The sequence below is a fragment of the Curtobacterium sp. MCPF17_047 genome (genome assembly GCF_003234045.1).
GTDB lineage: Bacteria > Actinomycetota > Actinomycetes > Actinomycetales > Microbacteriaceae > Curtobacterium.
Genome location: NZ_QKSF01000002.1, coordinates 35,829 through 59,374, shown reverse-complemented (window position 1 = coordinate 59,374; position 23,546 = coordinate 35,829). Strand labels below are relative to the sequence as shown.

The window sequence follows — 23,546 nt, the reverse complement described above, 5'->3', positions numbered from 1 at the left end:
GCGTGATCGAGCCCGTCGACGACGACCGCACCTGGTACGTCAAGCGCGACGCGGACTCCTCACCCGAGGCGATCATCGACCGGTTCGGCGGCGGCTACCGGCTCCGGCGCTTCTCGCTGCACGAGTCCCGCCGCACCCAGTACGGCGTCTACACCGGCCGGGAGATCGCCGAGACCGCCTGGTGGCGCCTCCGGGACGGCAGGAAGTGACCCGGATCCGGTACGGATCGCCCGGACAGGTGCGGCGCTGGTGACGGGGACGGGCAGGATCGGGTAGACCGGAGGAATGGCAGACTCCATCCCTCACGTCCTCGTCCTCGGCGGCGGCTCGGCCGGCTACACCGCCGTCAAGCAGCTGCAGAAGCACGCCGCCACGGTGCCGATGCGCATCACCCTCGTGGACCAGAACACGTACTACACGTACCTGCCGTTCCTGCCCGAGGTCGCCGGCGGTCACATCGCCCCCAAGGACGTCACCGTCGAACTCCGACGCGCGCTCCGCAAGACCCGGGTCATCCAGGGCAAGGTGACCGGCATCTCCTCGGCCGACAAGACCGTCGCGGTCGCCACGGCCGGCGGCGACGACCGCACCCTCGGCTACGACCACCTCGTCGTCGCGCTCGGTTCGGTCACCCGCACCTTCCCGACCCCGGGCCTCGACGAGGTCGGCGTCGGGTTCAAGACCGTCGAGGAAGCCGCGTACGTGCGTGCGAAGCTCCTCGACAACATCGCGAAGGCCGCCGCCACCCGCGACGAGGACGAGCGTCGTCGTCTCCTCACCAGCATCTTCATCGGCGGTGGCTACACCGGCGTCGAGGCGATCGGTGAGCTGTTCGACGTCTCGCAGGCCGCGATCGCCACCTACCCGTCCCTCGCCGGCGAGCAGCCCCGCTGGGTGCTCATCGACGCCCTCGACCGCGTCGCGCCCGAGGTCGGGCCGGAGCTGTCGAAGTGGACCCTCGAGTCCCTCCGGGCCCGTGGCATCGACGTCCGCCTGAAGACGACCATGCCGAGCTGCGAGGGCGGCGTCGTCAAGCTGTCCGACGGCGACGAGTTCGCCACCGGCCTGCTCGTCTGGACCGCCGGCGTCAAGCCGAACCCGCTCCTCGACGCCACCGACCTGCCGCGCGGCCCGAAGGGGCACCTCGCCGCCAACGCGAAGCTCCAGGTCGAGGCCGAGGACACCCACGAGGTCGTCCCCGGTGTCTGGGGCCTCGGAGACGTCGCCCAGGTCCCCGACCTGACCGCCGAGAAGCAGCCGGCCTACTACCCGCCGAACGCCCAGAACGCCGTCCGTCAGGCCGTCGTCGTCGCCGACAACATCGTGGCGTCGATCAGCGGCAAGCCGCTCGAGGAGTACCGCCACCCGTCGATCGGCACGGTCGCCTCGTACGGTGTCGCCAAGGGTGCGGCGAACATCAAGGGCATCAAGATGACGAACCTGCTGGCCTGGCTCGCGCACCGCGCCTACCACGTCTACGCGATGCCGACGCTGAACCGCAAGGCGCGCATCGTGATCGGCTGGGTCACCGGTGCGGTGTCCGGCCGCGACGCGACCTCCCTCATCAAGGAGACCGACCCGCGTCGCACCTTCGTCGACGCGGCGAAGAGCTAGCGCACGCGTCGCGACGCGACTGCCTGCCGACGGGAGGCCCGGTACCAGCTGGTACCGGGCCTCCCGTCCGTCCGCCACCGGTCCTGGTGCGCTGCTGCCGGCTGGGACACGGAACGCGACCCTGGACCTCCTCCCATCCGCCGACCGTCAGCGTGGACGGCACGACCGAGAGGAGCGCCATGCGCGCCATGACCTACCGCGGCCCCTACCGGGTCCGCGTCGAGGACAAGCCGGACCCCCGCATCGAGCACCCGAACGACGCCGTGATCCGCGTCGAACGGGCGGCGATCTGCGGGTCGGACCTGCACCTGTACCACGGCATGATGCCCGACACCCGCGTCGGCCACACCTTCGGCCACGAGTTCATCGGGGTCGTCGAACAGGTCGGGTCGTCGGTGGAGACCCTCAACGTGGGAGACCGGGTGATGGTGCCGTTCCACATCTCCTGCGGCACCTGCTGGTTCTGCGCCCGCGGTCTCTTCACGAACTGCCACAACGTGAACCCGAACGCCACCGCGGTCGGCGGCATCTTCGGCTACTCGCACACCACCGGCGGCTACGACGGCGGCCAGGCGGAACGCGTCCGGGTGCCGTTCGCCGACGTCGGCCCGCAGGTGATCCCGGACTGGCTCGACCCCGAGGACGCGCTGATGATGACGGACGCGCTGGGCACGGGGTACTTCGGAGCGCAGCTCGCCTCGATCCGCGAGGGCGACACCGTCGTGGTGCTCGGTGCCGGACCCGTCGGGCTGTACGCAGCGAAGTCGGCATGGTTCATGGGCGCCGGACGGGTGATCGTCATCGACCAGCTCGAGTACCGCCTGGCCAAGGCGCGCGAGTTCGCCCAGGCCGAGACGATCAACTTCGCCGAGGTGGACGACGTCGTCGTCGAGATCAAGAAGCAGACGGGCTTCCTCGGAGCGGACAGCATCATCGACGCCGTCGGTGCCGAAGCGGACGGCAACTTCCTGATGCACGTCTCGAGCGCCAAGCTGAAGATGCAGGGTGGGTCGCCGGTCGCCCTGAACTGGGCGATCGACGGCGTCCGGAAGGGCGGCACCGTCTCGGCGATGGGTGCCTACGGGCCCATCCCGAACCTCGTGAAGTTCGGCGACGCGATGAACAAGGGCGTCACGATCCACATGAACCAGGCGCCGGTGAAGCGTCAGTGGCCGCGCTTGCTCGAGCACATCCAGGCCGGGCACCTCAAGCCGAGCGACATCATCACGCACCGGATCCCGCTCGAGCACATCGGTGAGGCCTACCACCTGTTCTCGTCGAAGCTCGACGGGTGCATCAAGCCGGTGATCGTGCCGTGAGCGGGACCGGGAACGGAGAGCAGAGCATGAGCAACGCCGACGACCACATCGCCTACGTGGCGGACAAGCCCCGGGACCTGCCGTCCGCGGACGAGCTGCGGGCACGGATCCCGGGGTGGGGGAGCGACCTGGACCTCGCCGACCGGCCGAGCGTGCCGAAACTGTCCCGCGAGGCCGGCTCCGCCACCAACGCGCACTGGGAGCGTCCCGAGCAGCAGGCCGGGGCGGAGGGACGCGAGCGGTCCATCGAGCACGCCCACGTCACGCCCGTGTTCGGGACCGCGCAACCGCTCGCCGGTCCCGCCGGGATCGTCAAGCGGTACGCGTACCGGCGGTTCAGCGAGGGGCGCCTGGCGCACTGGATGCTGCTCGTCGTCGGCGACCGGCTCGACGTGGCCACGCACCGCGTGACGGACGCGCTGCGTGGGCGGCCGGACCGGTTGATCCGCGAGACCGGCATCGCGGCGGAGCAGGCCGACAGTCCGATCGGCGCGCGGCTCGGGTCGACCCGGAGCGACTGGCGGCACGGGGTGCTCGACCCGGTCGTCACCATGTGGCCCTACCTGCTCATCGGCGGCGTGGCGGTGTGGGTGGTGCGGCGCGCGCGACGCTGACGCCCAGTGTCCGTGAGGCCAGCTTCCGTGAGGGCGTAGGGCGTACGGGACGGACGGGAGGCGCGTGACCAGATGGTGACGGGCCTCCCGTCCGTGACGTGGCGGCCGGAGACGTGACGGTCCGAGAACGCATTGTCCTGTCACGGGCGCACCAAAACGAACGGCCCTCCCGAAGGAGGGCCGTTCGCCGCTTGTCTCAACACAAGTGTTCGAGTACGTGCTCCGAAGAGCGGGTACTGCGTGTCCGAGAGGGGACTTGAACCCCTACGCCCTAATACGGGCACTAGCACCTCAAGCTAGCGCGTCTACCAATTCCGCCACCCGGACTGGGTGTGATGCGTTGCACATGATGCCCGCATCGGGCCGTTCGACCGGGTTTCCCCGGCGTTCCTGCCGAGAGAAGACACTAGCACGGGTGTGAACGCGCGTTGAACACGGTCGCGCATCCCGGGCGCGGCGCAGTCGGAGCGGCTTCGCCGGTAGCGTTGGACCATGACGTCCGAGCTGGAACGCACCGCGGCGATCGCGCGGGACCTGATCCGGATCGACACGACGAACTGGGGTGAGGGGAAGTCGCGCGGTGAGACCGAGGCGGCGCACTACGTCGAGTCCGCGCTGCAGGAGCTCGGGCTCACGCCGCAGCTGTTCGAGTCCGAACCGGACCGCGTCAGCGTCGTCGCCCGCGTGCCCGGTCGTGACCGCAGCAAGCCGGCACTCGTCGTGCACGGACACCTCGACGTCGTCCCCGCCGACCCGGCGAACTGGTCCGTCGACCCGTTCGGCGGCGAGGTGCGCGACGGGTCCCTCTGGGGCCGCGGCGCCGTGGACATGAAGAACATGGACGCGATGATGCTCACCGCGCTGTCGGACGTCATCGAGCAGCGGGGCGCCCCGGAGCGGGACCTGGTGATCGCGTACTTCGCCGACGAGGAGGCGGGCGGCATCCTCGGCGCCCACCACGTGGTCGACACCCACCCCGAGGTCTTCGACGGCGCCACCGCGGCGATCAGCGAGGTCGGTGGCTACTCGATCACGGTCGGTGACCGGCGCGCCTACCTGCTGCAGACCGGCGAGAAGGCCCTGATGTGGGTGAAGCTCACCGCGCGGGGGACCGCGGCGCACGGCTCGCACGTCATCAAGGACAACGCGGTCACCACGATCGCCGCCGCCGTCGCCCGGATCGGCAGCGAGGAGTGGCCGGTCCGGCTGTCCGACACGACCACCGCGATGGTCACCGAGGTGGCCCGGTTCCTGGGGGTCGACCCGGTCGCCACCGGACCGGACGAGGTCGCGCTCGCCACCGGGTCGGCCGCCCGCTTCATCCACGCCGCCCTGCACACGACGACGAACCCGACCGTCCTGAGCGCCGGGTACAAGCACAACGTGATCCCCGACCAGGCCACCGCGCTCGTGGACATCCGCTGCCTGCCCGGTGACGAGGACGCGGTCCTGGCCCGGGTTCGCGAACTGGCCGGCGACGACGTCGAGGTCACGATGACGCACCAGGACGTCGGGCTCGAGCAGGACTTCGGCGGCCCGCTCGTCGACGCCGTCCGGGACGTCCTCGAGCGTCACGACCCGGGTGCTCCGGTGCTGCCGTACCTGCTGTCCGGCGGTACCGACAACAAGGCGCTCTCGCGACTGGGCATCGCCGGGTACGGCTTCGTGCCGCTGCAGCTGCCGGCTGGCGTCGACTTCCCCGCGATGTTCCACGGCGTCGACGAGCGCGTTCCGCTCGAGTCGTTGGCGTTCGGCCGCCGCGTCCTCGGGGACCTGTTCGCGACCTACTGATACCGTGCATGGTCGTCGTCGGTGACGGCACAACCGAGTCCAGCACCGGCGAAAGGCCGCACACGTGCACATCTTCGAAGCGATCTTCCTCGGCTTCGTCCAGGGGCTGACGGAGTTCCTGCCGGTCTCCTCCAGCGCCCACCTGCGCATCGTCGGGTTGTTCCTGCCCGACGCACAGGACCCCGGCGCGGCCTTCACGGCGGTGACGCAGCTCGGCACCGAGACCGCCGTGCTCATCTACTTCTGGAAGGACATCGTCCGGATCGTCCGGAAGTGGTTCGGCGCCCTGGCCGGGAAGGTGCCACGGAACGACCCGGACGTCCGCGTCGGATGGCTCGTCATCATCGGCACGATCCCGATCGGCGTCATCGGGCTGCTCCTGCAGGACACCATCGAGACCACGTTCCGGTCGCTGTGGATCGTCGCCATCGTCCTCATCGTCTTCGGGGTCGTCCTGGGCGTGCTGGACCGCGTCGGCCGCAAGGTCCGTCCGATCGAGCAGATGACCTTCACCGGCGGCATCCTGATCGGCCTGGCACAGGTCCTGGCGCTCGTGCCGGGTGTCTCCCGCTCCGGAGCCACCGTGTCGATGGGGCTCGCCCTCGGGTACACGCGGCCGGCCGCGGCGCGGTTCGCGTTCCTCCTGGCGATCCCCGCGGTGTTCCTGTCCGGCCTGTACGAGGCAGCGACGAGCCTCGGTGACACCGGCGCACCGTTCGGCCTGGCGGACACGCTCATCGCGACCGTGGTGGCGTTCGTCGTCGGCTTCGTCGTGATCGCCGCCTTCATGAACTACATCAGCAAGCGGAGCTTCATGCCCTTCGTCGTCTACCGGATCCTGCTCGGCATCGTCCTCATCGTGCTGCTCTCGCTCGGGGTGGTGCAGGCATGAGGGCCTGGTCGGCACCGTCCGTCCCGGAGGTCCCCGGCGCCGGTCCCCGCCCGGTCGTCCACGACACCGCCACCGGCAAGCCCGTCGACCCGACGCGCGGTGCCGACCGGGCGGCGCTGTACGTCTGTGGCATCACGCCCTACGACGCCACGCACCTGGGCCACGCCGCCACCTACCTGGCGTTCGACACGCTCGGCCGGGTCTGGCGCGACGCCGGCCTGCAGGTGCAGTACGCCCAGAACACCACCGACGTCGACGACCCGCTGCTGGAGCGCGCGACCCGCGACGGCGTCGACTGGCGGGAGCTCGCCGCGTCGCAGATCGACCTGTTCCGCCGCGACATGGAGGCCCTCCGCGTCCTGCCGCCGGACGACTACGTGGCCGTCACGGACGAGGTCGACCGCGTCGCCGAGGCCGTCGCCTACCTCGAGGAGACCGGCGCCGCCTACACCGTGCCCACGCCCGATTCCGACGGTGAGGACCTGTACTTCGACGTGAACCGGGCGAACGACGTGTGGACGCTCGGTGACGAGAGCCGTCTGGACCGCGACACCATGCTCGCCCTCTCCGCCGAACGCGGCGGTGACCCCGACCGCCCCGGCAAGCGCGACCCCCTCGACCCGCTCCTGTGGCGTGCCGAGCGCCAGGGCGAGCCGAGCTGGGACACCGAGATCGGCCCCGGGCGTCCCGGCTGGCACATCGAGTGCAGCGTCATCGCGGGCGACCGGCTCGGCCTGCCGATCAGTGTGCAGGGCGGCGGCAGCGACCTGGTCTTCCCGCACCACGAGATGAGCGCCGGGCACGCCGCAGCCCTCGCCCAGCAGCCGCTCGCGAACGCGTTCGTGCACACCGGCATGGTCGCCTACCAGGGCACGAAGATCTCGAAGTCGCTCGGCAACCTGGTCACGGTCCGCGGTCTGCTGGACGCCGGCGCCGATCCGCGGGCGATCCGCTTGGCGCTGCTGTCGCACCGCTACTCCGACGACTGGGAGTGGTTCGACGGCGACCTCGAGGACGCCGAGCGCCGGCTGGCGTCCTGGGACGCCTGGGCCGCGGGCGGTCGCGGCGAGCAGGACGACGCCGACCAGGTGATCGGCCGCCTCCGCGCCCGCGTCGCGGACGACCTCGACACGCCGGGTGCCGTCGCGGTCGTCGACACCGCGATCGCGGCCGGCACGGCGGCGACGCCCGAGCTCGTCGACCTGGTCGACGCGCTCCTCGGCATCCGCATCGGCTGACGCGGCGCGCCTGCGCGCACGCCCACCCGCTTCGCCGAGGTGCCGACACCCCGGTGTCCCGGGGCCCGAGGTGCCGGTGTCCCGGCACCTCGGGCGACCGGCGACCGGCGGGCGGCGAGTCGCGCCGTCTCGGCGAGCGGAGTCGCGTTCCTGACGCACGCACCGGACGGACGGGAGGCCCGGGACCAGCTGGTCCCGGGCCTCCCGTCCGTCAGGGTCTCGCGCCTACTGCGGCGGCTGCGGCGGACGCCACGGCCCCTCACCCGCCGCCCCGTTGCCGTCCTTGCCGTCCTTGTGCTCGCGACGCCGGAGGTACTGCTCGAACTCCTGCGCGATGGCGTCCCCCGAGGCCTCCGGGGAGTCGACGGTGTCACGCGCCTGCTCGAGCTGCCCGATGTACGACGCCATGTCCTCGTCGTCCGAGGCGAGGGCGTCGATGCCCTCCTCCCACTGCGCGGCGTCGTCGAGCAGCGTGCCGCGGGGCACGGTGACGTCGGTGAGCTCCTCCATCTTGTCGAGGAGTGACAGCGTGGCCTTGGGGGAGGGTGCGTTGTGCACGTAGTGCGGGACCGACGCCCACAGCGAGAGCGTCGTGAGCCCGGCCTTGTCCATCGAGTCGGCGAGGACCCCGAGGATGCCGGTGGGCCCCTCGTACGTCGACTTGTCCACGTCGAACGCGGCCCGGACGCCGGCGTTCTCGCTCGACACGAAGACCGAGATCGGACGGGTGTGCGGCACGTCGGCGAGCATCGCGCCGACGAACACGACGGCGTCGATCGAGTAGACGTCGGCCAGGTCGATGACCTCGGCGCAGAAGCCGCGCCAGGTGCGCGACGGTTCGGGGCCGACGAGGACGAACACGTCGCGTTCGGTCGGGGCACCGGTCGCCCCGATCACCGGGCGGCCCTCGGCGCTGGGGCCGTGCAGGACGATGCGGGGCCACTGCACTCCGCGTTCGCCGTCGTCGTCGAAACCGACCTCGGGCCGGTTGAACTGGTAGTCGACGTAGCGTTCCCCGTCGATCTCGCGCAGTTCGTCGAGCTCGAGCGAGTCGACGATGCGTCGGGCGAGACCGCTCGCGGCCTCTCCCGCGTCGTTCCAGCCCTCGAACGCGACGACGAGGAGCCGTCCGTCACTGAAGGGGGAGTGCTGTGGCACGGCAGGGCCTCCTGGTGGTGGAGTGGTCCGCCGCGCTCACGCGCGTGCCGACCGGACACGATCAGGCATCCACGATAGTCCCGCTCTCCACAGGCCGCCGTCCACCGACCGCGCCGCCGGTAGACTCGTCGCCCGTGACCGCGCAACCCCCCACCCCCGCCCAGCCCGCATCGGTGCTGCCCGCAGCCGTGCTGTGGGACATGGACGGCACGATCATCGACACCGAGCCGATCTGGCAGGAGTCGCAGGTCGTGCTCACCGCCCGCTACGGCGCCGAGTGGACCCACCAGGACGGTCTGTCGCTCGTCGGCAGTGGCCTGGAGCGGTCGGGGGAGATCCTCCGTGACAAGGGCGTCGACCTGGAGGTCGAGGAGATCGTCCAGTGGATGACCGACTTCGTGGTCGAGCGGCTGCACGGTGACGACCTGCCCTGGCGTCCCGGCGCCCGTGAACTCGTCGAGGAACTGCACGACCGCGGCATCCCGACGGCCCTCGTGACGATGTCCCGTCGGACGATGGCGCTCGTGACGGCCGAGGCGTTCGGTGCCCGCGGTTTCCGGGTCGTCGTGGCCGGTGACGACGTCGACCGTCCGAAGCCGCACCCGGACGCGTACCTGACCGCCGCCGCACAGCTCGGCGTCGAACCCACCGCCTGCGTCGCGATCGAGGACTCCGCCACGGGCGTCGCCTCCGCCCGGGCCTCGGGCGCCGTCACCGTCGCGGTGGAGCACATCGTCCCGATCGCCGAGGGCGCGAGCGACGTCCACCTCACCACGTTGGACGGCGTCGACGTCGACCGCCTGCTCGAACTCACCGGCCCGGCGCTCAGCGCGCGGGCAGCCGAACGCCAAGGAGGCCCGACCTCCGTCCCGACGTCGGCCCCCGCCACCGAAGGGGACGCGCGATGAGCGACGACACCACCGTGCACGACGCCGCTGCTGTTCCGGAGGCCGAGCTGCCGCACACCGCCGGCGGCGCCCCGCACACCCCGCCCCGCGGTCCGTTCCGCGCCGGTGACCGGGTGCAGCTGACCGGGCCGAAGGGCAAGCTCACGACGCTCTCGCTCGAGCCCGGCGTGGTCTACCACACGCACCGCGGCATGCTCGCGCACGACGACGTCATCGGCCAGCCGGACGGGTCGGTCATCCGGGCCAGCACGGGCGACGAGTACCTGGCCCTCCGGCCGCTCCTCAACGACTACGTCATGTCGATGCCGCGCGGAGCCGCGATCGTCTACCCGAAGGACGCGGCACAGATCGTCGCCTTCGCGGACGTCTTCCCCGGCGCCCGCGTGGTCGAGGCCGGCGTCGGTTCGGGCGCACTGTCGCTCTGGCTCCTCCGCGCCATCGGCCCGAGCGGCAGCCTGCAGTCCTTCGAGCGACGCGAGGAGTTCGCGGCGATCGCCCGTGGCAACGTGGGCACGTTCCTCGGCGCTGTCCCCGACAACTGGTCGGTCACCGTCGGCGACCTGGTCGAGGAACTGCCGCAGGCCGTCGAGCCGCAGAGCATCGACCGCGTCGTGCTCGACATGCTCGCGCCCTGGGAGTGCGTCGACGAGGCAGCCGACGCCCTCGCGCCCGGGGGTCTCATCGTCTGCTACGTCGCCACGGTGACGCAGCTCTCCCGCACCGCCGAGGCGCTCCGCGACACCGGACGCTTCACCGACCCGCAGTCGAGCGAGACCCTGGTGCGCACCTGGCACGTCGAGGGTCTCGCAGTCCGACCCGACCACCGCATGGTGGCGCACACCGGCTTCCTCATCACGGCCCGTCGACTGGCCGACGGTGTCGTCCTACCGAACCTGAAGCGTCGAGCCGGCAAGGCGGAGTTCTCCGACGAGGACGTCGAGGCGTGGACCCCCGGCGCGGTCGGCGAGCGCGGTGCCAGCGACAAGAAGCTCCGGAAGGTCGCCCGTCAGGCTGCAGCCCAGGCGCGGAAGGTCGCCGCTGCCGAAGCGGCGTCCGAGGCCGCCGTCGCGGCAGCGTCCGAGCCCACGGCAGCGGTCCTCGGGGCGTCCGGTCCCTCCGACGGCGACCGGTAGGCTTCCCCCGTGCCCGTCCTGCATCGACCGGAAAGAGGATCCGTGCGCGCCATCCCCGCACTCGTCGTCACCATCGGACTCCTCGCGTCGCTGACCGCGTGCGCCACGCCCGGTGCGGGATCGGCCGGCACGTGCGCCCCGTCCGGCGCCGCGTCCCAGGCCGTGTCGGCGAAGGGCGCCTTCGGTTCCGAGCCGGAGGTCACCGTGCCGGCCGGTCTGACCGTCCGCGGCACGCAGGTCTCCGTGCTCCGCCAGGGCGAGGGCCGCACGATCGGCGACGGCACCCCCGTGGTGCTCGAGTACACGCTGGTCGACGGTGCCACCGGCGCGGTGGCCCAGACCAGCGGCTACACCGGCAGCACCGCACCGTTGACGGCGGGCTCCACCAACGGCGGCGCGCTCGGCGAGGCGCTCGAGTGCGCCCAGGTGGGCGACCGCCTGGCCGTGGCACTGCCGAAGTCCGCGCTCTCCGGCACCGCTGCGGACCAGGGTCGCTCGGGGTCGAAGGCCGAGGACGCCGCCGTCTTCGTCGTCGACGTCAAGCGGGCCTTCGACGCCCGCGCGACGGGCACGCCACAGCTCGCGGGTGACCGCATGCCTGCCGTCGTGCTCGCACCCGACGGCGCGCCCGGCATCACGATCCCGTCGTGGTCCGCCCCGAAGCAGGACGAGCAGCACCTGCTCCGCAAGGGCGACGGCGCGACCCTCACGGCGAAGGACACCGCCGTGGTGAAGTACACCGCCGTCACGTGGGGCAGCAGCACGGCCGACTCGACCGTCGCGGGCTCCAGCTGGACCGACGGCTCGGGCTCCCAGCCGCTGCCGCTGGCGAAGGGCCAGGTCGTCGACGGCATCCGGAACGCCCTGCTCGGCCGCCACGTGGGTGACCAGGTGCTGGCGATCGTGCACGAGCAGGGTGCCGCGTACGCGTACGTCATCGACGTGCTCGGCGTGATGCCGCGCTGACCCGCACCACAGGCTGCGTAGGATCGGCACGTGCCCACCACTCGTGCTCCCCGTGTGCCCGCTGAGGAACGGCTGTTCAGCCTGGTCCTCGCGCTGCTGTCGACGGAGTCCGGGCTGACGAAGTCCGAGATCCTGGCGAACGTGCAGGGCTACCGGCAGCGCTACAGCACCGGCGGGGACAACGCGTCGCTCGAGCGACAGTTCGAGCGCGACAAGGACGACGTCCGCGAGCTCGGCATCCCGCTCGAGACGATCGAGACCCCGGGCGCCGCCGGCAACAACCAGACGCTGCGCTACCGCATCCCGAAGGGCGAGTACGACCTGCCCCTCGACGTCCGGTTCACCCCGGACGAGTCCGCGCTGCTCTCCCTGGCCGCGATGGCCTGGCGCGAGGGCGCGCTGTCCGCCGACTCCCGCCGCGGTCTGCTGAAGGTCCGTTCCGCCGGGTCCGACGACGACGGGTCGGAGCACGACGCCGGTGACGGCGCCGCCGCCATCGGTGCGTACGCTCCGCGGCTGCGCACCCGGGACGCCGCCTTCGAGCCGCTGCGTTCGGCCCTCGACCGGGCGGCGGCCGTCCGGTTCTCCTACATCACACCGGGGCACCACGATGCGCGGGTGCGCGAACTCGCCCCGCTCGCGCTCGTGCAGCACGGCGGCCGGTGGATGCTCGCCGCGCACGAGTTCGCGACCCGCTCCGAGAAGAACTACCTGCTCGCCCGGATCGTCGGGCCGGTCACCCAGTACGAGGTCGGGCAGCACCCGGCGCCGGCCGACGCCGGGGAACGGGCGCTGGCGGGCCTCGACCGGGTCTGGGCCGAGCGCACGGCGACCGTGCACGTCGTCCCGGGCTCCGACGCTGAACGACGACTGACCCGACGCCGGGACACGACCTCGACCGCCGAGGGTGAACTCGTGATCCACCACGTCGACCCGCAGATCCTGGCCGAGGAACTGGCGGCCTTCGGGCCCGAGGTCCGCGTCGTCGAACCCGAGGACCTGCGGCAGCGCGTGGTCGACCGGCTCCGCGTGCTCGTCGAGGACCACACCGGTGCACCGGAGAGCGGCGTCGCGGGCGCGACCACGGGGAACGACGGAGCGACACATGGCTGACGCCCAACCGCTGCAGGCGCAGGACAAGCTGGCCTTCCTGCTGGCCCTCGTGCCGTACCTGATCGACCGCGAGCGTGTCTCCGTGTCCGAGGCGGCTCGGCACTTCGGCGTCCCGGAGTCCCGGATCCGCCGTGCCGTCGAGCTCATCGCGGTCTCCGGTGTCCCCGGCGAGACCATGCAGTACCAGCACGGTGACCTGTTCGACATCGCCTGGGACGACTTCGACCAGAACGACATGATCGTCCTGACGAACCTGGTGGCGATCGACGACGCTCCGCGGCTGTCGGCCCGCGAGGCCTCGGCGCTCATCGCCGGGCTGCAGTACCTGTCGGCGTTGCCCGAGGCGGCTGACAAGGACGCGATCCGTGCCCTGATGGCGAAGCTGTCCCGTGGTGCCGGCGGTGTGGCGGGCAACGTCGCCGTCGGCCAGGACCTGCACGACGCCGCCCTCACGGTGATCCGGGAGGCCATGTCAGGCCGCCGCGGCCTGCACTTCGAGTACGCCGGACCGCGGACGCAGGGCAGCACGCGCCGGGTCGACCCGCTCCGGGTGGAGTCGATCGACGCGGACTGGTACCTGCGCGCCTGGGACCTCGACCGTGCCGCGATCCGGACCTTCCGACTGGACCGGATGTCCGGCGTGCGCGTCGACGACCGGCCCGCGGAACGGACCATCGAGGACGTCGTCCTGCCCGACACGCTGTTCCAGCAGAGCGCCCAGGACGTCATCGTGACGGTGGAGCTCGACGGGTCGTCGCTGCCGCTGGTCGCCGACTTCCTCGCGGACACCGCGGACGCGCCGGACGACGACGGACGGGTGCGCATCCGGCTCGCCGCGTCGGCCGGGTTCGACGGGGTGGTCCGTCTGGTGGCCGGCCTGCCGGGCCGTGCCGTGGTGCTCGACCCGCCGGCCGCCCGGCAGGCCGTCCGCGACTTCGCCGCCGCCGCTCTCGACGTCCACTGAGAGACCGCTGCCGTAGGATCGGACCATGGCTTCGACGACCGCGAGCGGGCGAGAGAAGCGGCAAGGGCGCCGGCCGAAGGAGCCCGAAGGCCGCATGTCCCTCGGTCAGCACCTGATCGAGCTGCGCAACCGTCTCTTCAAGGCGGTCGTCGCGGTGCTGGTGGGTGCGATCGGCGGTTGGTTCCTCACCCCCTTCGTGCTCGATTCGCTCCGTGCCCCGGTGACGCAGCTCGCGCGGGTCGGTGGGCACACTGCCGAGCTGAACTTCCCGATGATCACCGGCGCCTTCGACCTCCGCCTGCAGATCGCGATCACGATCGGGGTCGTCCTCGCGAGCCCGGTGTGGCTCTACCAGATCTGGGCGTTCATCGTCCCGGCCCTGGTCCGCCGTGAGAAGCAGTACGTGTGGGGGTTCCTCGGCACCGCGATCCCGCTGTTCTTCGCCGGCTGCGCGTTCGGCTGGTACGTCCTGCCGCACGTGGTCGGGATCCTCGGCAGCTTCGTCTCCGCACAGGACACCTCGATCGTCGACGCGAAGGCCTACTACGACTTCGTCATCAAGCTCATCGTCGCGGTCGGCATCGCCTTCGTGCTGCCGGTCTTCCTGGTGCTGCTGAACTTCGTCGGCGTCCTGTCGGCGGCGGCGATCGTCCGTTCGTGGCGGGTCGCGATCGTCCTCATCCTGGTCTTCACCGCACTGGTGACCCCGTCGGCGGACATCCTGTCGATGTTCATCCTGGCGATCCCGATGGTCGTGCTCTACTTCGCGGCCTGCCTGGTGACGTGGATCCACGACCGCCGCGTGGCCAAGCGCCAGGCGAAGCTCGACGAGGAGTACGGACTGTGACCGAGACCAGCCTCAGCCCCGCCGAGCGGTTCGCCGCCGCGAAGGTCCGTTCCCGGTCCCGGAACCTCGAGCTGTTCCGCACCGACCTGCGCTTCGACCTCGACCCGTTCCAGTTCGCTGCGTGCGACTCCGTCGACCAGGGCCGGAGCGTCCTGGTCGCAGCGCCGACCGGTGCCGGCAAGACGATCATCGCCGAGTTCGCCATCTGGTTGGCGATGCGGCAGCCGACGGCGAAGGTGTTCTACACGACGCCGATGAAGGCGTTGAGCAACCAGAAGTACGCCGAGCTCGTCCAGGCCTACGGGGAGACCGAGGTCGGCCTGCTCACGGGCGACACGAACGTCAATCCCCGGGCCCGCGTCGTCGTGATGACGACCGAGGTCCTGCGGAACATGATCTACGCGGACTCCGACCTGCTCGACGACCTGGCGTGGGTCGTGCTCGACGAGGTGCACTACCTGGCCGACCGGTTCCGCGGCGCGGTGTGGGAAGAGGTCATCCTGCACCTGCCGACCGAGGTCCGGCTGGTCTCGCTGTCCGCCACGGTCAGCAACGCCGAGGAGTTCGGCGACTGGCTGCAGACGGTCCGCGGCGACACCGACGTGATCGTGTCCGAGGACCGTCCGGTCCCGCTCGACCAGCACGTCCTCGTCGGCAACAAGATGGTCGACCTGTTCGACTCGTCGGGTGCCGCCGCGACCAACCGGGTCAACCCGGAGCTGCTCCGTCTGGTGGGCAGCGCCTCCCGGGGGTCCGGTGGTCCGCGGGGTCGACGCGGTGGCCGCGGTGGGTTCCCGGAGCGCCGGGGCCCGCGCACCGAGAAGGCGCACCGCGAACAGATCGCGAAGATGTTGGACGAGCGGATGCTGCTGCCGGCGATCTTCTTCGTCTTCAGCCGGAACGGCTGCGACCAGGGCGTCCGCCACGTCGTGCGCTCCGGGCTGTCCCTGACGACGGCCGACGAGCGCCGGGAGATCCGGGAGACAGCCGAGTACCACTGCCGCACCCTGCTCGACGAGGACCTGGCCGTGCTCGGCTACTGGGAGTGGCTCGAGGGTCTGGAGCGCGGCGTCGCCGCGCACCACGCAGGCCTGCTCCCGGCCTTCAAGGAGGTGGTGGAGGACCTGTTCCAGCGCAAGCTCGTGAAGGTCGTCTTCGCCACCGAGACCCTCGCGCTCGGGGTCAACATGCCCGCGCGCACCGTCGTGCTCGAGAAGCTCGAGAAGTTCAACGGCGAGGCCCGGGTGCCGATCACGCCGGGGGAGTACACGCAGCTCACCGGTCGCGCCGGTCGTCGTGGCATCGACGTCGAGGGGCACTCGGTCGTGCAGTGGACGGACGGGCTCGAGCCGCAGGCCGTCGCGTCGTTGGCGAGCCGTCGCACCTACCCGCTGAACTCGTCGTTCAAGCCGACGTACAACATGGCCGTGAACCTGATCGAGCAGTTCGGTCGGGACCGCACCCGCGAGGTCCTCGAGACCTCGTTCGCCCAGTTCCAGGCGGACCGTTCGGTCGTCGACCTGGCGCGTAAGGTGCGGTCGCAGCAGGAGTCCCTGGACGGCTACCAGGACGCCATGCAGTGCCACCTCGGCGACTTCACCGAGTACGCGGCGCTGCGTCGGCGGCTCTCGGACCTCGAGCGCACCAACGTGCCCGGTGGTCGTGAAGCGTCGCACGGTGCCCGCCAGGAGCGTCAGGCCGCGATCAGCGAGGTCCGCCGCCAGCTCCAGCGGCACCCCTGTCACGCCTGCCCCGACCGGGAGGCGCATGCCCGCTGGGCCGAGCGCTGGTACAAGCTCAAGCGCACCAACGACAAGCTCGTGCAGCAGATCCGCTCCCGCACGGGCGCGGTCGCGACGACGTTCGACCGCGTCACCGACGTGCTCCTCGCCCTCGGGTACCTGGTGCAGGACGAGCAGGGCGACGTGACCGTGGCCGCCGGTGGTCGCCGACTGCAGCGCATCTACGGCGACCGGGACCTGCTGGTCGCCGAGTGCCTGGAAGCCGGGGTCTGGAAGGACCTCACCCCCGCGCAGCTCGCCGGCATGGCGGCGACGATCGTCTACCAGCCGCGTCGCGAGGACGCACCGGGCACCGAGCACGCCGTCCCGCGCGGGGCGTTCCGGCCGGCGCTCGACGAGACGCTGACGATCTGGTCCCGCCTGGACGACGTCGAGCGGGACGCCCGGCTGGCCGGGTCCGAGCCGCCCACCCCGGCGATCGCGCTCGGCATGTTCCGCTGGGCGTCGGGTTCGCCGCTCGACGACGTCCTGCGCTCGCTCGACCTGGCCGCGGGGGACTTCGTGCGCTGGTCGAAGCAGGTCATCGACCTCCTCGACCAGATCCGGAACGCCGGCGACCCGGACCTCGCGCAGACCGCCCGGCGCGCCACCGACGCGGTCCGCCGCGGCATCGTCGCGTACGCGACGGTCTGACGGGAGGCCCAGTGTCGGTCCCCGGGACAGCCGTGCGCCCGGCGCGTGCGGACGCCGGCCGTGCGACCCGGACGACGACGCCCGTCGTCGCGCAGTCGACGTCGGTGTTCGCCGCGCTGCCGCTCGGCCAGGCGCTGCCGCTGTCGGTGATCGGGGGACTGCTCTTCGCCCTGTCGTTCCCGTCGCCCGGCTGGTGGTTCCTCGCCTACCCGGCCGTGGCGTGCCTCCTGCTCGCCGCGATGGGACAGCGCGCTCGTCGGGCGGCCTGGCTCGGACTGCTCGCCGGAGCGACGTTCTGGCTGCCCGCGATCTCGTGGGCGGGCCGCTACCTCGGACCGGTGCCCTGGTTCGCGCTGGCGTTGCTCGAGGCGGCGCTCTTCGCCGTCGGCACGGTCGCGATCGCACTGGCCTACCGCTGGGTCGCGCGCGTGGTGCCCTCGACCGCCGGGCGGGTGTGGGGCCTCCCGGCCGTGGTGGCAGCGCTCTGGACCGGACGCGAGTGGTTCTCCGGCAGCTGGCCGTACGGCGGCTTCGCGTGGGGACGGGTCGGTCTGTCGCAGTCGCAGGGTCCGTTCACGCACCTCGCCGCGTACGTCGGCGTGTTCGGACTGAGCTTCGTCGTCGTGTACTGCGTCGCCGTGGTGGTCTCGCTCGGGCTGGTCGGCGGTGTCCGGCTGCCGATGCGGATCGCGACGGCGGGACTGCTCGTGTCCGCGGTGCTGGCCGTGCCCGCGTGGCCGACGGCCGTCCAGGGGACAGTGCGTGTCGAGTCCGTGCAGGGCAACGGCCCCGCGGGCTACTTCGACCGTGCGCAGCCGGGTGACGTGCTGCGGTCCCAGGTCGCCGCGACCGACGTCGACGCCCGGGGCGTGGACCTGGTCGTCTGGCCCGAGGCGGCCGCCGAGTACGACCCGCGACGGGAACCGGTCATCGCCGGCGCCCTGGACGCGGTCGTGCAGAGCGTCGGCGCACCCCTCGTCGCCGGGGCCGTGACGCAGACGTCGTCGGGCGTGCTCCACAACACCTCGTTCGTCTGGGGCGCGGACGGCTGGCAGGCCTCCTACGACAAGAAGCGGCCGGTGCCGTTCGGCGAGTACGTTCCCGACCGTTGGTTCTACTCGAAGCTCGCGCCCTCGCTGATCGGCCTGCTGCAGCGCGACTACACACCCGGGACGAAGCCGAACGTGCTGCCGGTCGCCGGCATCCGCGCGGGTGTGATGATCTGCTTCGACGTCGTCGACGACGGGCTGACCGCCGACCTGGCACGTGGGGGAGCGCAGGTCATCCTGGCGCAGACGAACAACGCGGACTTCGACGGGACCGACGAGAACCTGCAGCAGCTCGAGATCGCGCGGATGCGGGCCGTCGAGACCGGACGCTCGCTCGTGAACATCTCGACCGTCGGCGCGTCGCAGGTGATCGACCCGGACGGGCACACCATCGACCGGGTGCCTGCCTACACGGCGACCTCGATGGTGACCGACGTCCCACTGGGCACCTCGACGACGCCCGCGACCGTCGCCTCCGGGGACGTCACGCTCGTGCTGTCGCTGGGGGGACTGCTCGTGCTGCTGGCCTGCGCTCCCTGGCGACGCGGGCACCGCTGACGCCGTCCGACGGGTCCCCGTCGGATCCTGCGCACTGGGAAGCGACTGTGAATGCAACCCCACCGGAACGAAACGCGGGTGGTGTGGGTTGGACCGGGGGAACGAGCGAGAGGAGTCGGACATGGCTGATCGGAGTCTCCGAGGCATGCGGCTCGGGAGCCAGAGCCTCCAGAGCGAGGACGGTGTCGAGCTCTCCGAGCGGAAGCGTGCCGTCTACCAGGCGGCATCGGGTGAGACCTTCGACGTGGTGTTCTCCGCCGACGCCGAGGTCCCGCCGGTGTGGTCGGACCCACGCAGCGGCTGGGAAGGGCGTCTCCTCGGCGAGGACGGCAAGCCCGTCGAGATCGCCGCAGAGGACGTCAAGGCACCGCGGACCCACTGGGACATGCTGCTCGAGCGGCGCTCCCGCGAGGAGCTCGAGGAACTGCTGGAGGAACGTCTCCAGGTCCTCCGGGCCCGCCGCGGCGCCTAGCAGCACCGGACCAGAGCGCCGCAGCACCGGACCAGAGCGCCGCAGCACCGGAACAGACGAGAACGGCCCGCCCCCCAGCAGGGGAGCGGGCCGTTGGCGTGTCCGGCGTCGAACGGGGTCAGTCGCGCGTCGGGTCGGTGCCGAACGCCGTGTCGGCCTCCTGGTCGGCGGCGGAGAGACGCTCGTCCATGCTGCGGTCCGACTGGGCCAGGCGGTCGTCGAGTTCCGACGGCGGCACGATGTCCGCGACCGAGGCGTCGGCCGCGGGGGAGCCGGAGCGTCCGGCGCCGTCCCGCGCCTGGGTGTTCGCGAGGCTCTCGTCGGCGAGCTTCGAGATGCGGGACAGGAAGTCCGATCCGGCAGCGCCGCCGGCAGCCGACCCGCCAGGACCGGTCCGCTGGGCGCTGAAACCCTTCGCGATCCCGGACAGCGCCTCGGTGAACTCGCTCGGGATCATCCAGAGCTTGTTCGAGTTGCCCTCGGCGATCTTCGGGAGCATCTGCAGGTACTGGTAGGAGAGCAGCTTCTCGTCCGGGTCGCCCTGGTGGATGGCGTCGAACACCGTGGCGATGGCCTGCGCTTCACCCTCGGCCCGGAGGACCTGGGCCTTCGCGTCACCTTCGGCACCGAGGATCGCGGCCTGCCGCTGCCCCTCGGCCTCGAGGATCTGCGACTGCTTGGTGCCCTCGGCCTGCAGGATCGCCGCACGACGGTTCCGCTCGGCGCGCAGCTGCTGTTCCATGGCGTCGACGATCGACACGGGTGGCTCGATGGCCTTCAGCTCCACGCGGCCGACGCGGATGCCCCACTTGCCGGTCGCTTCGTCGAGCACGACGCGGAGCTGGCCGTTGATGTTGTCGCGGCTGGTCAGGGCCTCTTCGAGGTTCAGACCACCGACGACGTTGCGGAGCGTGGTGGTCGTGAGCTGCTCGACGGCACCGAGGTAGTTCGCGATCTCGTAGGTGGCGGCGCGGGCGTCGGTCACCTGGAAGTACACGACCGTGTCGATCGAGACGACCAGGTTGTCCTCGGTGATGACGGGCTGCGGCGGGAACGAGACGACCTGTTCACGCATGTCGATGAGCGGCCGGAGCCGGTCGATGAACGGCACAAGCAGGTTCAACCCGGGCGTGAGGGTCTTGTGGTACTTCCCGAGCCGTTCCACGACACCGGCCGTGGCCTGGGGAACGATCCGGATGGCCTTCGAGAGGACCGTGATCACGAAGATCACGATGACCACGATCAGGACGATGAGCACGACCGTCCCGGTGGAGAGCGTCATTGGGCTGCCTTCTGTTCGATGCGGACGACGGCGGTGGAACCTTCGATGGACTCGACGACGACGCGCGTCCCGAGCGGTGGCGTGCGGTCGACGGCGCCGGGTGCGAACCGGGCGCTCCAGGTCTCACCGTTGGCCAGGCGGACCTGGCCGGGGGCGGACGGCGTGAACGCGAGGGCGACCGTGCCGGCCATGCCGACCAGACCCTCGACGCCGGTGCGGTGTGGGTCGGCACCACGGCTCAGCGCGTGGAGCACGCGGGGGCGGACGACGGCGAGCAGCAGCAGCGCGAGCACCGCGGCGATGATGGCGCTGAGCCACCACGGGGCGCCGAGCAGTGCGGCGATCAACCCGCCGGCGGCACCGGCCGCGAGCATGAGGAAGATGAAGTCGAGCGTGAAGACCTCGACCACTCCCAACACGAGCACCAGGGCGATCCACACGATCACCTGGGTCCATTCCGAGACGTTCACGCGATCTCCCTCCCCTGGCATCGCGCACGGCATCCGCAGCATCGCGACGTCCGGTCCTGTTGCGTCCAACGTATCAGCCACCACTGACGGGCCGACGTGGCGCGGGCCCCTTGCTAGGCTCGATGCCGCCCGGGACGACCAGGACCGGCGCCGCCCGACGACAGGAGTCACCACTGTGAGCAGCCCCCTCGCCCCCGGATCCCTCGACGGCACGCGCGCCCTCGTCACCGGGTCCTCTCGCGGCATCGGTGCGGACACGGTCGGGTACCTGGCCGAGGCCGGTGCGAAGGTCGTCGTCAACTACCGCAACAAGGCCCGTCGCGCCGAGCAGATCGTCGAGAAGGTCGCCGCCGCCGGGGGATCGGCCCTGGCACTGCAGGCCGACCTCACGGAGCACGACTCCGTTCAGGCCATGGTCGACGCGGTCGTCGCCGAGTGGGGTGGCATCGACCTGCTCGTGCTCAACGCCTCCGGTGGCATGGAGTCCGGCATGGGCGAGGACTACGCGCTCCGCCTGAACCGCGACGCCCAGGTCGACATGCTCCAGACGGCCGTGCCGCACATGCCGTCCGGCTCCCGCGTGGTCTTCGTCACGAGTCACCAGGCGCACTTCGTCGAGACCGCCGAGACCATGCCCGAGTACGTCCCGGTCGCGAAGAGCAAGCGCGCCGGCGAACTCGCCCTCCGCGAGCTCCTGCCCCAGCTCGAGGCCGCGGGCATCGAGTTCGTCACCGTCTCCGGCGACATGATCGAGGGCACCATCACGGCGACCCTGCTGAACCGTCTCAACCCCGGCGCGATCGAGGGTCGTCGCGACGCCGTCGGCAAGCTCTACAGCGTCTCCGAGTTCGCCGCCGAGATCGCCCTCGCCGCAGTCGAGCCGATCCCCGCCGACCACACCAAGCTCGTCGGCGACGTCAGCTCCTTCACGGCGTGACACCGTGACCGCCACACCGGGCCTGCGCCGGACCTCCCGCATCCTGCTGCTCGACCCGGCGGGCCGCGTGTTCCTGATGGACACGAAGGCGCCGTCGTCCGACGGAGCACACCGGTGGATCACGCCGGGCGGCGGCGTCGACCCGGGGGAGTCCCACCGGGACGCGGCGATCCGCGAGCTCCGCGAGGAGACCGGCATCGCCGTCACCGACCCGGGCGAGCCGGTGTGGTCGTGGGACTTCGCGGTCGGGTGGGACCAGGCCGACCACGACCGCGGGCACGCCGAGTTCTACGTGGTACGGACGCCGGGGTTCGAGCTGTCGGATGCGGGATGGACCGATGACGAACGGGTGGACATCCTGGCGTCGCGCTGGTGGACCGCCGACGAGCTCGACGCGACGGACGAGTCGTACGAGCCCGCCGAGCTGCCGGACCTGGTGCGTCGCCACCGCGACTGATCGGCGACCGTCACGGTCCCTGCGAGCAGTGGGCGGTCTCCGGCGTAGCGTCGCGGCCATGACGTACAGCCAGCCGGATCCGGCAGAAGAGACCACGCAGGCAGAGCCCGAGCAGCCCGACACGGAGCAGTCCACCGTCGGCGAGCAGGGCGGGGAGCAGGCAGCCCTCGAGATCGACAGCTCGGACGTCCCGACGACGTCGGACGACTCGTCGAACTGACGCGAGCGCGCTCGCACAGCACGCCGGACGCCTGGTGACGGCACTCAGACGAGTGTCGACACCAGGCGTTCGACGTGTCTGCGGACGTCGTCGCGGATCGGACGGACGTCCTCGATCGGCAGGCCCGCCGGGTCGGTGAGCTCCCAGTCCTCGTAGCGCTTGCCGGGGAAGACGGGGCAGGCGTCGCCGCAGCCCATGGTCACGACGACGTCGGCGTGACGGACGGCCTCGGTGGTGAGGACAGTCGGGGTCCGTCCCACGATGTCGATCCCGACCTCGTGCATGGCGGCCACCGCGACCTCGTTCACTCGGTCGGCGGGCTCGGAGCCGGCGGAGAAGACGTCGATGCGGTCACCGGCGATCGCGCGGAGGAAGCCCGCTGCCATCTGCGAGCGGCCGGCGTTGTGCACACACACGAACAGGACGGCGGGGCGGGGGTCGTGCTGGTCGTGCTCGTCGTGCTCGTCGTGCTGGTCGCGTTCGGACGCTTCGGTCATGCGTCCATCGTGCCGGATAGGCGACGGGTGAGACGCACGTACTCCGGGTGCTCCGGGTCGGGGTCCGACCGGCTGAACCCGACCGCCGCGTAGGCCCGGAGCGCCGGTTCGTTCCCGGGCACCACGAACAGGGCCAGTTCCTCCAGGCCGAGCGACCGGGCCTCGGCGATCGCGAGCCGGACGAGCACGCCGGACCGGCCCTGTCCGCGGAGGTTCGGCGCGAGGACGATCCGCGCCAGCCGCCCCGCGGTCTCCGTCACACGGACGACGGCGACGTGGCCGAGCACCGTCGCGTCGTCGTCGTGTGCGACGAGCGTGAGCGGCGTCCGGTCGGGTCGTCCGGACGCGGCGAGGAGGTTCGAGGCCCCGTACGGCCAGGGTGCACCCGTGCCGGCGACGGCGAGCGCATCCGCGTGTCCGCGGAACCAGGAGACGACGGTCGCGGCGTCACCCGGTCGGAACGGCCGCAGGACGAGGTCGAGGTCATCGTTCGTCATTGTCTTCCAAACGTAACAAAACTGAAAACAAGTTGCCTTACTGTAATCATCAGTACAGCACCACTCGCTCCACCTCCCCGAAGACGGACAACGCACCCCACGGGTGCACAGAAGC

At 71.3% G+C, this 23,546-nt stretch carries 24 protein-coding genes and 1 tRNA gene; 19 read left to right on the top strand and 6 right to left on the bottom strand.

All coding sequences use genetic code 11. The features are described 5' to 3' along the window. The first annotated feature begins 2 nt into the window (after positions 1 to 2). The 4 genes from DEJ33_RS02690 (at position 3) to DEJ33_RS02675 (ending at position 3,547) form a co-directional block, all read left to right on the top strand. Entirely contained in the window at positions 3 to 209 is a 207-nt protein-coding gene (locus tag DEJ33_RS02690; protein ID WP_110902270.1) for a hypothetical protein, read from the top strand. A 76-nt stretch (positions 210 to 285) separates the two neighbouring features. Next, positions 286 to 1,614, top strand: a complete 1,329-nt coding sequence (locus DEJ33_RS02685) for an NAD(P)/FAD-dependent oxidoreductase (RefSeq protein ID WP_111077173.1) — start codon at positions 286 to 288, stop codon at positions 1,612 to 1,614. 179 nt (positions 1,615 to 1,793) lie between these two features. Then, entirely contained in the window at positions 1,794 to 2,933 is a 1,140-nt protein-coding gene (locus DEJ33_RS02680; protein ID WP_111194292.1) for a zinc-dependent alcohol dehydrogenase, read from the top strand. Between the two features lie 26 nt (positions 2,934 to 2,959). Then, positions 2,960 to 3,547 carry a hypothetical protein gene (locus tag DEJ33_RS02675; protein WP_220033180.1) on the top strand — a complete coding sequence of 196 codons (588 nt, stop codon included), beginning with the start codon at positions 2,960 to 2,962 and terminating at the stop codon, positions 3,545 to 3,547. Positions 3,548 to 3,788: 241 nt separating this feature from the next. On the opposite strand, the gene DEJ33_RS02670 is transcribed toward DEJ33_RS02675, so the two are convergent. Continuing rightward, positions 3,789 to 3,874 (bottom strand) — tRNA-Leu (locus tag DEJ33_RS02670). 165 nt (positions 3,875 to 4,039) lie between these two features. Here DEJ33_RS02670 and DEJ33_RS02665 point away from each other — a divergent pair. The 3 genes from DEJ33_RS02665 (at position 4,040) to mshC (ending at position 7,468) form a co-directional block, all read left to right on the top strand. Next, positions 4,040 to 5,338 carry a M20/M25/M40 family metallo-hydrolase gene (locus DEJ33_RS02665; RefSeq protein ID WP_111194236.1) on the top strand — a complete coding sequence of 433 codons (1,299 nt, stop codon included), beginning with the start codon at positions 4,040 to 4,042 and terminating at the stop codon, positions 5,336 to 5,338. Between the two features lie 64 nt (positions 5,339 to 5,402). Next, on the top strand, positions 5,403 to 6,230 hold the full coding sequence (locus DEJ33_RS02660) for an undecaprenyl-diphosphate phosphatase (protein WP_110902274.1): 828 nt from the start codon (positions 5,403 to 5,405) through the stop codon (positions 6,228 to 6,230). Beyond that, on the top strand, positions 6,227 to 7,468 hold the full coding sequence (gene mshC, locus DEJ33_RS02655; RefSeq protein ID WP_111077171.1) for a cysteine--1-D-myo-inosityl 2-amino-2-deoxy-alpha-D-glucopyranoside ligase: 1,242 nt from the start codon (positions 6,227 to 6,229) through the stop codon (positions 7,466 to 7,468). Before DEJ33_RS02660 ends, mshC begins: the two co-directional genes overlap by 4 nt. Positions 7,469 to 7,693: 225 nt before the next feature. Here the strand turns inward: mshC and DEJ33_RS02650 are convergent, their stop codons facing one another. Then, positions 7,694 to 8,626 carry a proteasome assembly chaperone family protein gene (locus tag DEJ33_RS02650; RefSeq protein WP_110902276.1) on the bottom strand — a complete coding sequence of 311 codons (933 nt, stop codon included), beginning with the start codon at positions 8,624 to 8,626 and terminating at the stop codon, positions 7,694 to 7,696. A 134-nt stretch (positions 8,627 to 8,760) separates the two neighbouring features. On the opposite strand from DEJ33_RS02650, the gene DEJ33_RS02645 reads away from it, so the two are divergent. The 9 genes from DEJ33_RS02645 (at position 8,761) to DEJ33_RS02605 (ending at position 19,071) form a co-directional block, all read left to right on the top strand. After that, positions 8,761 to 9,534 carry an HAD family phosphatase gene (locus tag DEJ33_RS02645; RefSeq protein ID WP_258374529.1) on the top strand — a complete coding sequence of 258 codons (774 nt, stop codon included), beginning with the start codon at positions 8,761 to 8,763 and terminating at the stop codon, positions 9,532 to 9,534. Then, complete coding sequence (locus DEJ33_RS02640) at positions 9,531 to 10,667, top strand: tRNA (adenine-N1)-methyltransferase (protein ID WP_258374528.1); 1,137 nt, start codon at positions 9,531 to 9,533, stop codon at positions 10,665 to 10,667. The genes DEJ33_RS02645 and DEJ33_RS02640 overlap by 4 nt, the downstream gene beginning before the upstream one ends. Before the next feature lie 42 nt (positions 10,668 to 10,709). Next, positions 10,710 to 11,633 carry an FKBP-type peptidyl-prolyl cis-trans isomerase gene (locus DEJ33_RS02635; protein WP_111077170.1) on the top strand — a complete coding sequence of 308 codons (924 nt, stop codon included), beginning with the start codon at positions 10,710 to 10,712 and terminating at the stop codon, positions 11,631 to 11,633. Between the two features lie 30 nt (positions 11,634 to 11,663). Then, a complete protein-coding gene (locus tag DEJ33_RS02630; protein WP_111077169.1) occupies positions 11,664 to 12,746 on the top strand; it encodes a YafY family protein in 1,083 nt (360 codons plus the stop codon). After that, the gene (locus DEJ33_RS02625; protein ID WP_111077168.1) at positions 12,739 to 13,710 is read left to right on the top strand and encodes a YafY family protein; all 972 of its coding nucleotides are present in this window, start codon (positions 12,739 to 12,741) and stop codon (positions 13,708 to 13,710) included. The genes DEJ33_RS02630 and DEJ33_RS02625 overlap by 8 nt, the downstream gene beginning before the upstream one ends. Positions 13,711 to 13,735: 25 nt before the next feature. Beyond that, positions 13,736 to 14,557 carry a twin-arginine translocase subunit TatC gene (gene tatC, locus DEJ33_RS02620; RefSeq protein WP_375334683.1) on the top strand — a complete coding sequence of 274 codons (822 nt, stop codon included), beginning with the start codon at positions 13,736 to 13,738 and terminating at the stop codon, positions 14,555 to 14,557. Further along, on the top strand, positions 14,554 to 16,992 hold the full coding sequence (locus DEJ33_RS02615) for an RNA helicase (RefSeq protein ID WP_110902282.1): 2,439 nt from the start codon (positions 14,554 to 14,556) through the stop codon (positions 16,990 to 16,992). Before tatC ends, DEJ33_RS02615 begins: the two co-directional genes overlap by 4 nt. A gap of 32 nt (positions 16,993 to 17,024) precedes the next feature. After that, on the top strand, positions 17,025 to 18,599 hold the full coding sequence (gene lnt / locus DEJ33_RS02610) for an apolipoprotein N-acyltransferase (RefSeq protein ID WP_258378071.1): 1,575 nt from the start codon (positions 17,025 to 17,027) through the stop codon (positions 18,597 to 18,599). Between the two features lie 121 nt (positions 18,600 to 18,720). Further along, positions 18,721 to 19,071 carry an RNA polymerase-binding protein RbpA gene (locus tag DEJ33_RS02605; protein ID WP_111077166.1) on the top strand — a complete coding sequence of 117 codons (351 nt, stop codon included), beginning with the start codon at positions 18,721 to 18,723 and terminating at the stop codon, positions 19,069 to 19,071. A gap of 118 nt (positions 19,072 to 19,189) precedes the next feature. On the opposite strand, the gene DEJ33_RS02600 is transcribed toward DEJ33_RS02605, so the two are convergent. After that, the gene (locus tag DEJ33_RS02600; protein WP_111077165.1) at positions 19,190 to 20,353 is read right to left on the bottom strand and encodes an SPFH domain-containing protein; all 1,164 of its coding nucleotides are present in this window, start codon (positions 20,351 to 20,353) and stop codon (positions 19,190 to 19,192) included. Continuing rightward, on the bottom strand, positions 20,350 to 20,823 hold the full coding sequence (locus DEJ33_RS02595) for an NfeD family protein (protein ID WP_258374526.1): 474 nt from the start codon (positions 20,821 to 20,823) through the stop codon (positions 20,350 to 20,352). Before DEJ33_RS02595 ends, DEJ33_RS02600 begins: the two co-directional genes overlap by 4 nt. A 175-nt stretch (positions 20,824 to 20,998) precedes the next feature. Here DEJ33_RS02595 and DEJ33_RS02590 point away from each other — a divergent pair, with 175 nt between their 5' ends. From DEJ33_RS02590 to DEJ33_RS17070, 3 genes are read left to right on the top strand one after another with little or no spacing between them, the layout of a single operon-like run. After that, a complete protein-coding gene (locus DEJ33_RS02590) occupies positions 20,999 to 21,760 on the top strand; it encodes an SDR family oxidoreductase (protein WP_111077164.1) in 762 nt (253 codons plus the stop codon). A gap of 4 nt (positions 21,761 to 21,764) precedes the next feature. Further along, on the top strand, positions 21,765 to 22,217 hold the full coding sequence (locus DEJ33_RS02585) for an NUDIX hydrolase (protein ID WP_111194235.1): 453 nt from the start codon (positions 21,765 to 21,767) through the stop codon (positions 22,215 to 22,217). A 58-nt stretch (positions 22,218 to 22,275) separates the two neighbouring features. Then, positions 22,276 to 22,437: a hypothetical protein gene (locus DEJ33_RS17070; RefSeq protein ID WP_181421453.1), complete on the top strand. Its 162-nt coding sequence runs from the start codon at positions 22,276 to 22,278 to the stop codon at positions 22,435 to 22,437. A 44-nt stretch (positions 22,438 to 22,481) separates the two neighbouring features. On the opposite strand, the gene DEJ33_RS02580 is transcribed toward DEJ33_RS17070, so the two are convergent. Further along, entirely contained in the window at positions 22,482 to 22,934 is a 453-nt protein-coding gene (locus DEJ33_RS02580; RefSeq protein ID WP_111194234.1) for an arsenate reductase ArsC, read from the bottom strand. Continuing rightward, entirely contained in the window at positions 22,931 to 23,431 is a 501-nt protein-coding gene (locus tag DEJ33_RS17065; RefSeq protein WP_181432804.1) for a GNAT family N-acetyltransferase, read from the bottom strand. Before DEJ33_RS17065 ends, DEJ33_RS02580 begins: the two co-directional genes overlap by 4 nt. Positions 23,432 to 23,546 lie beyond the last annotated feature (115 nt).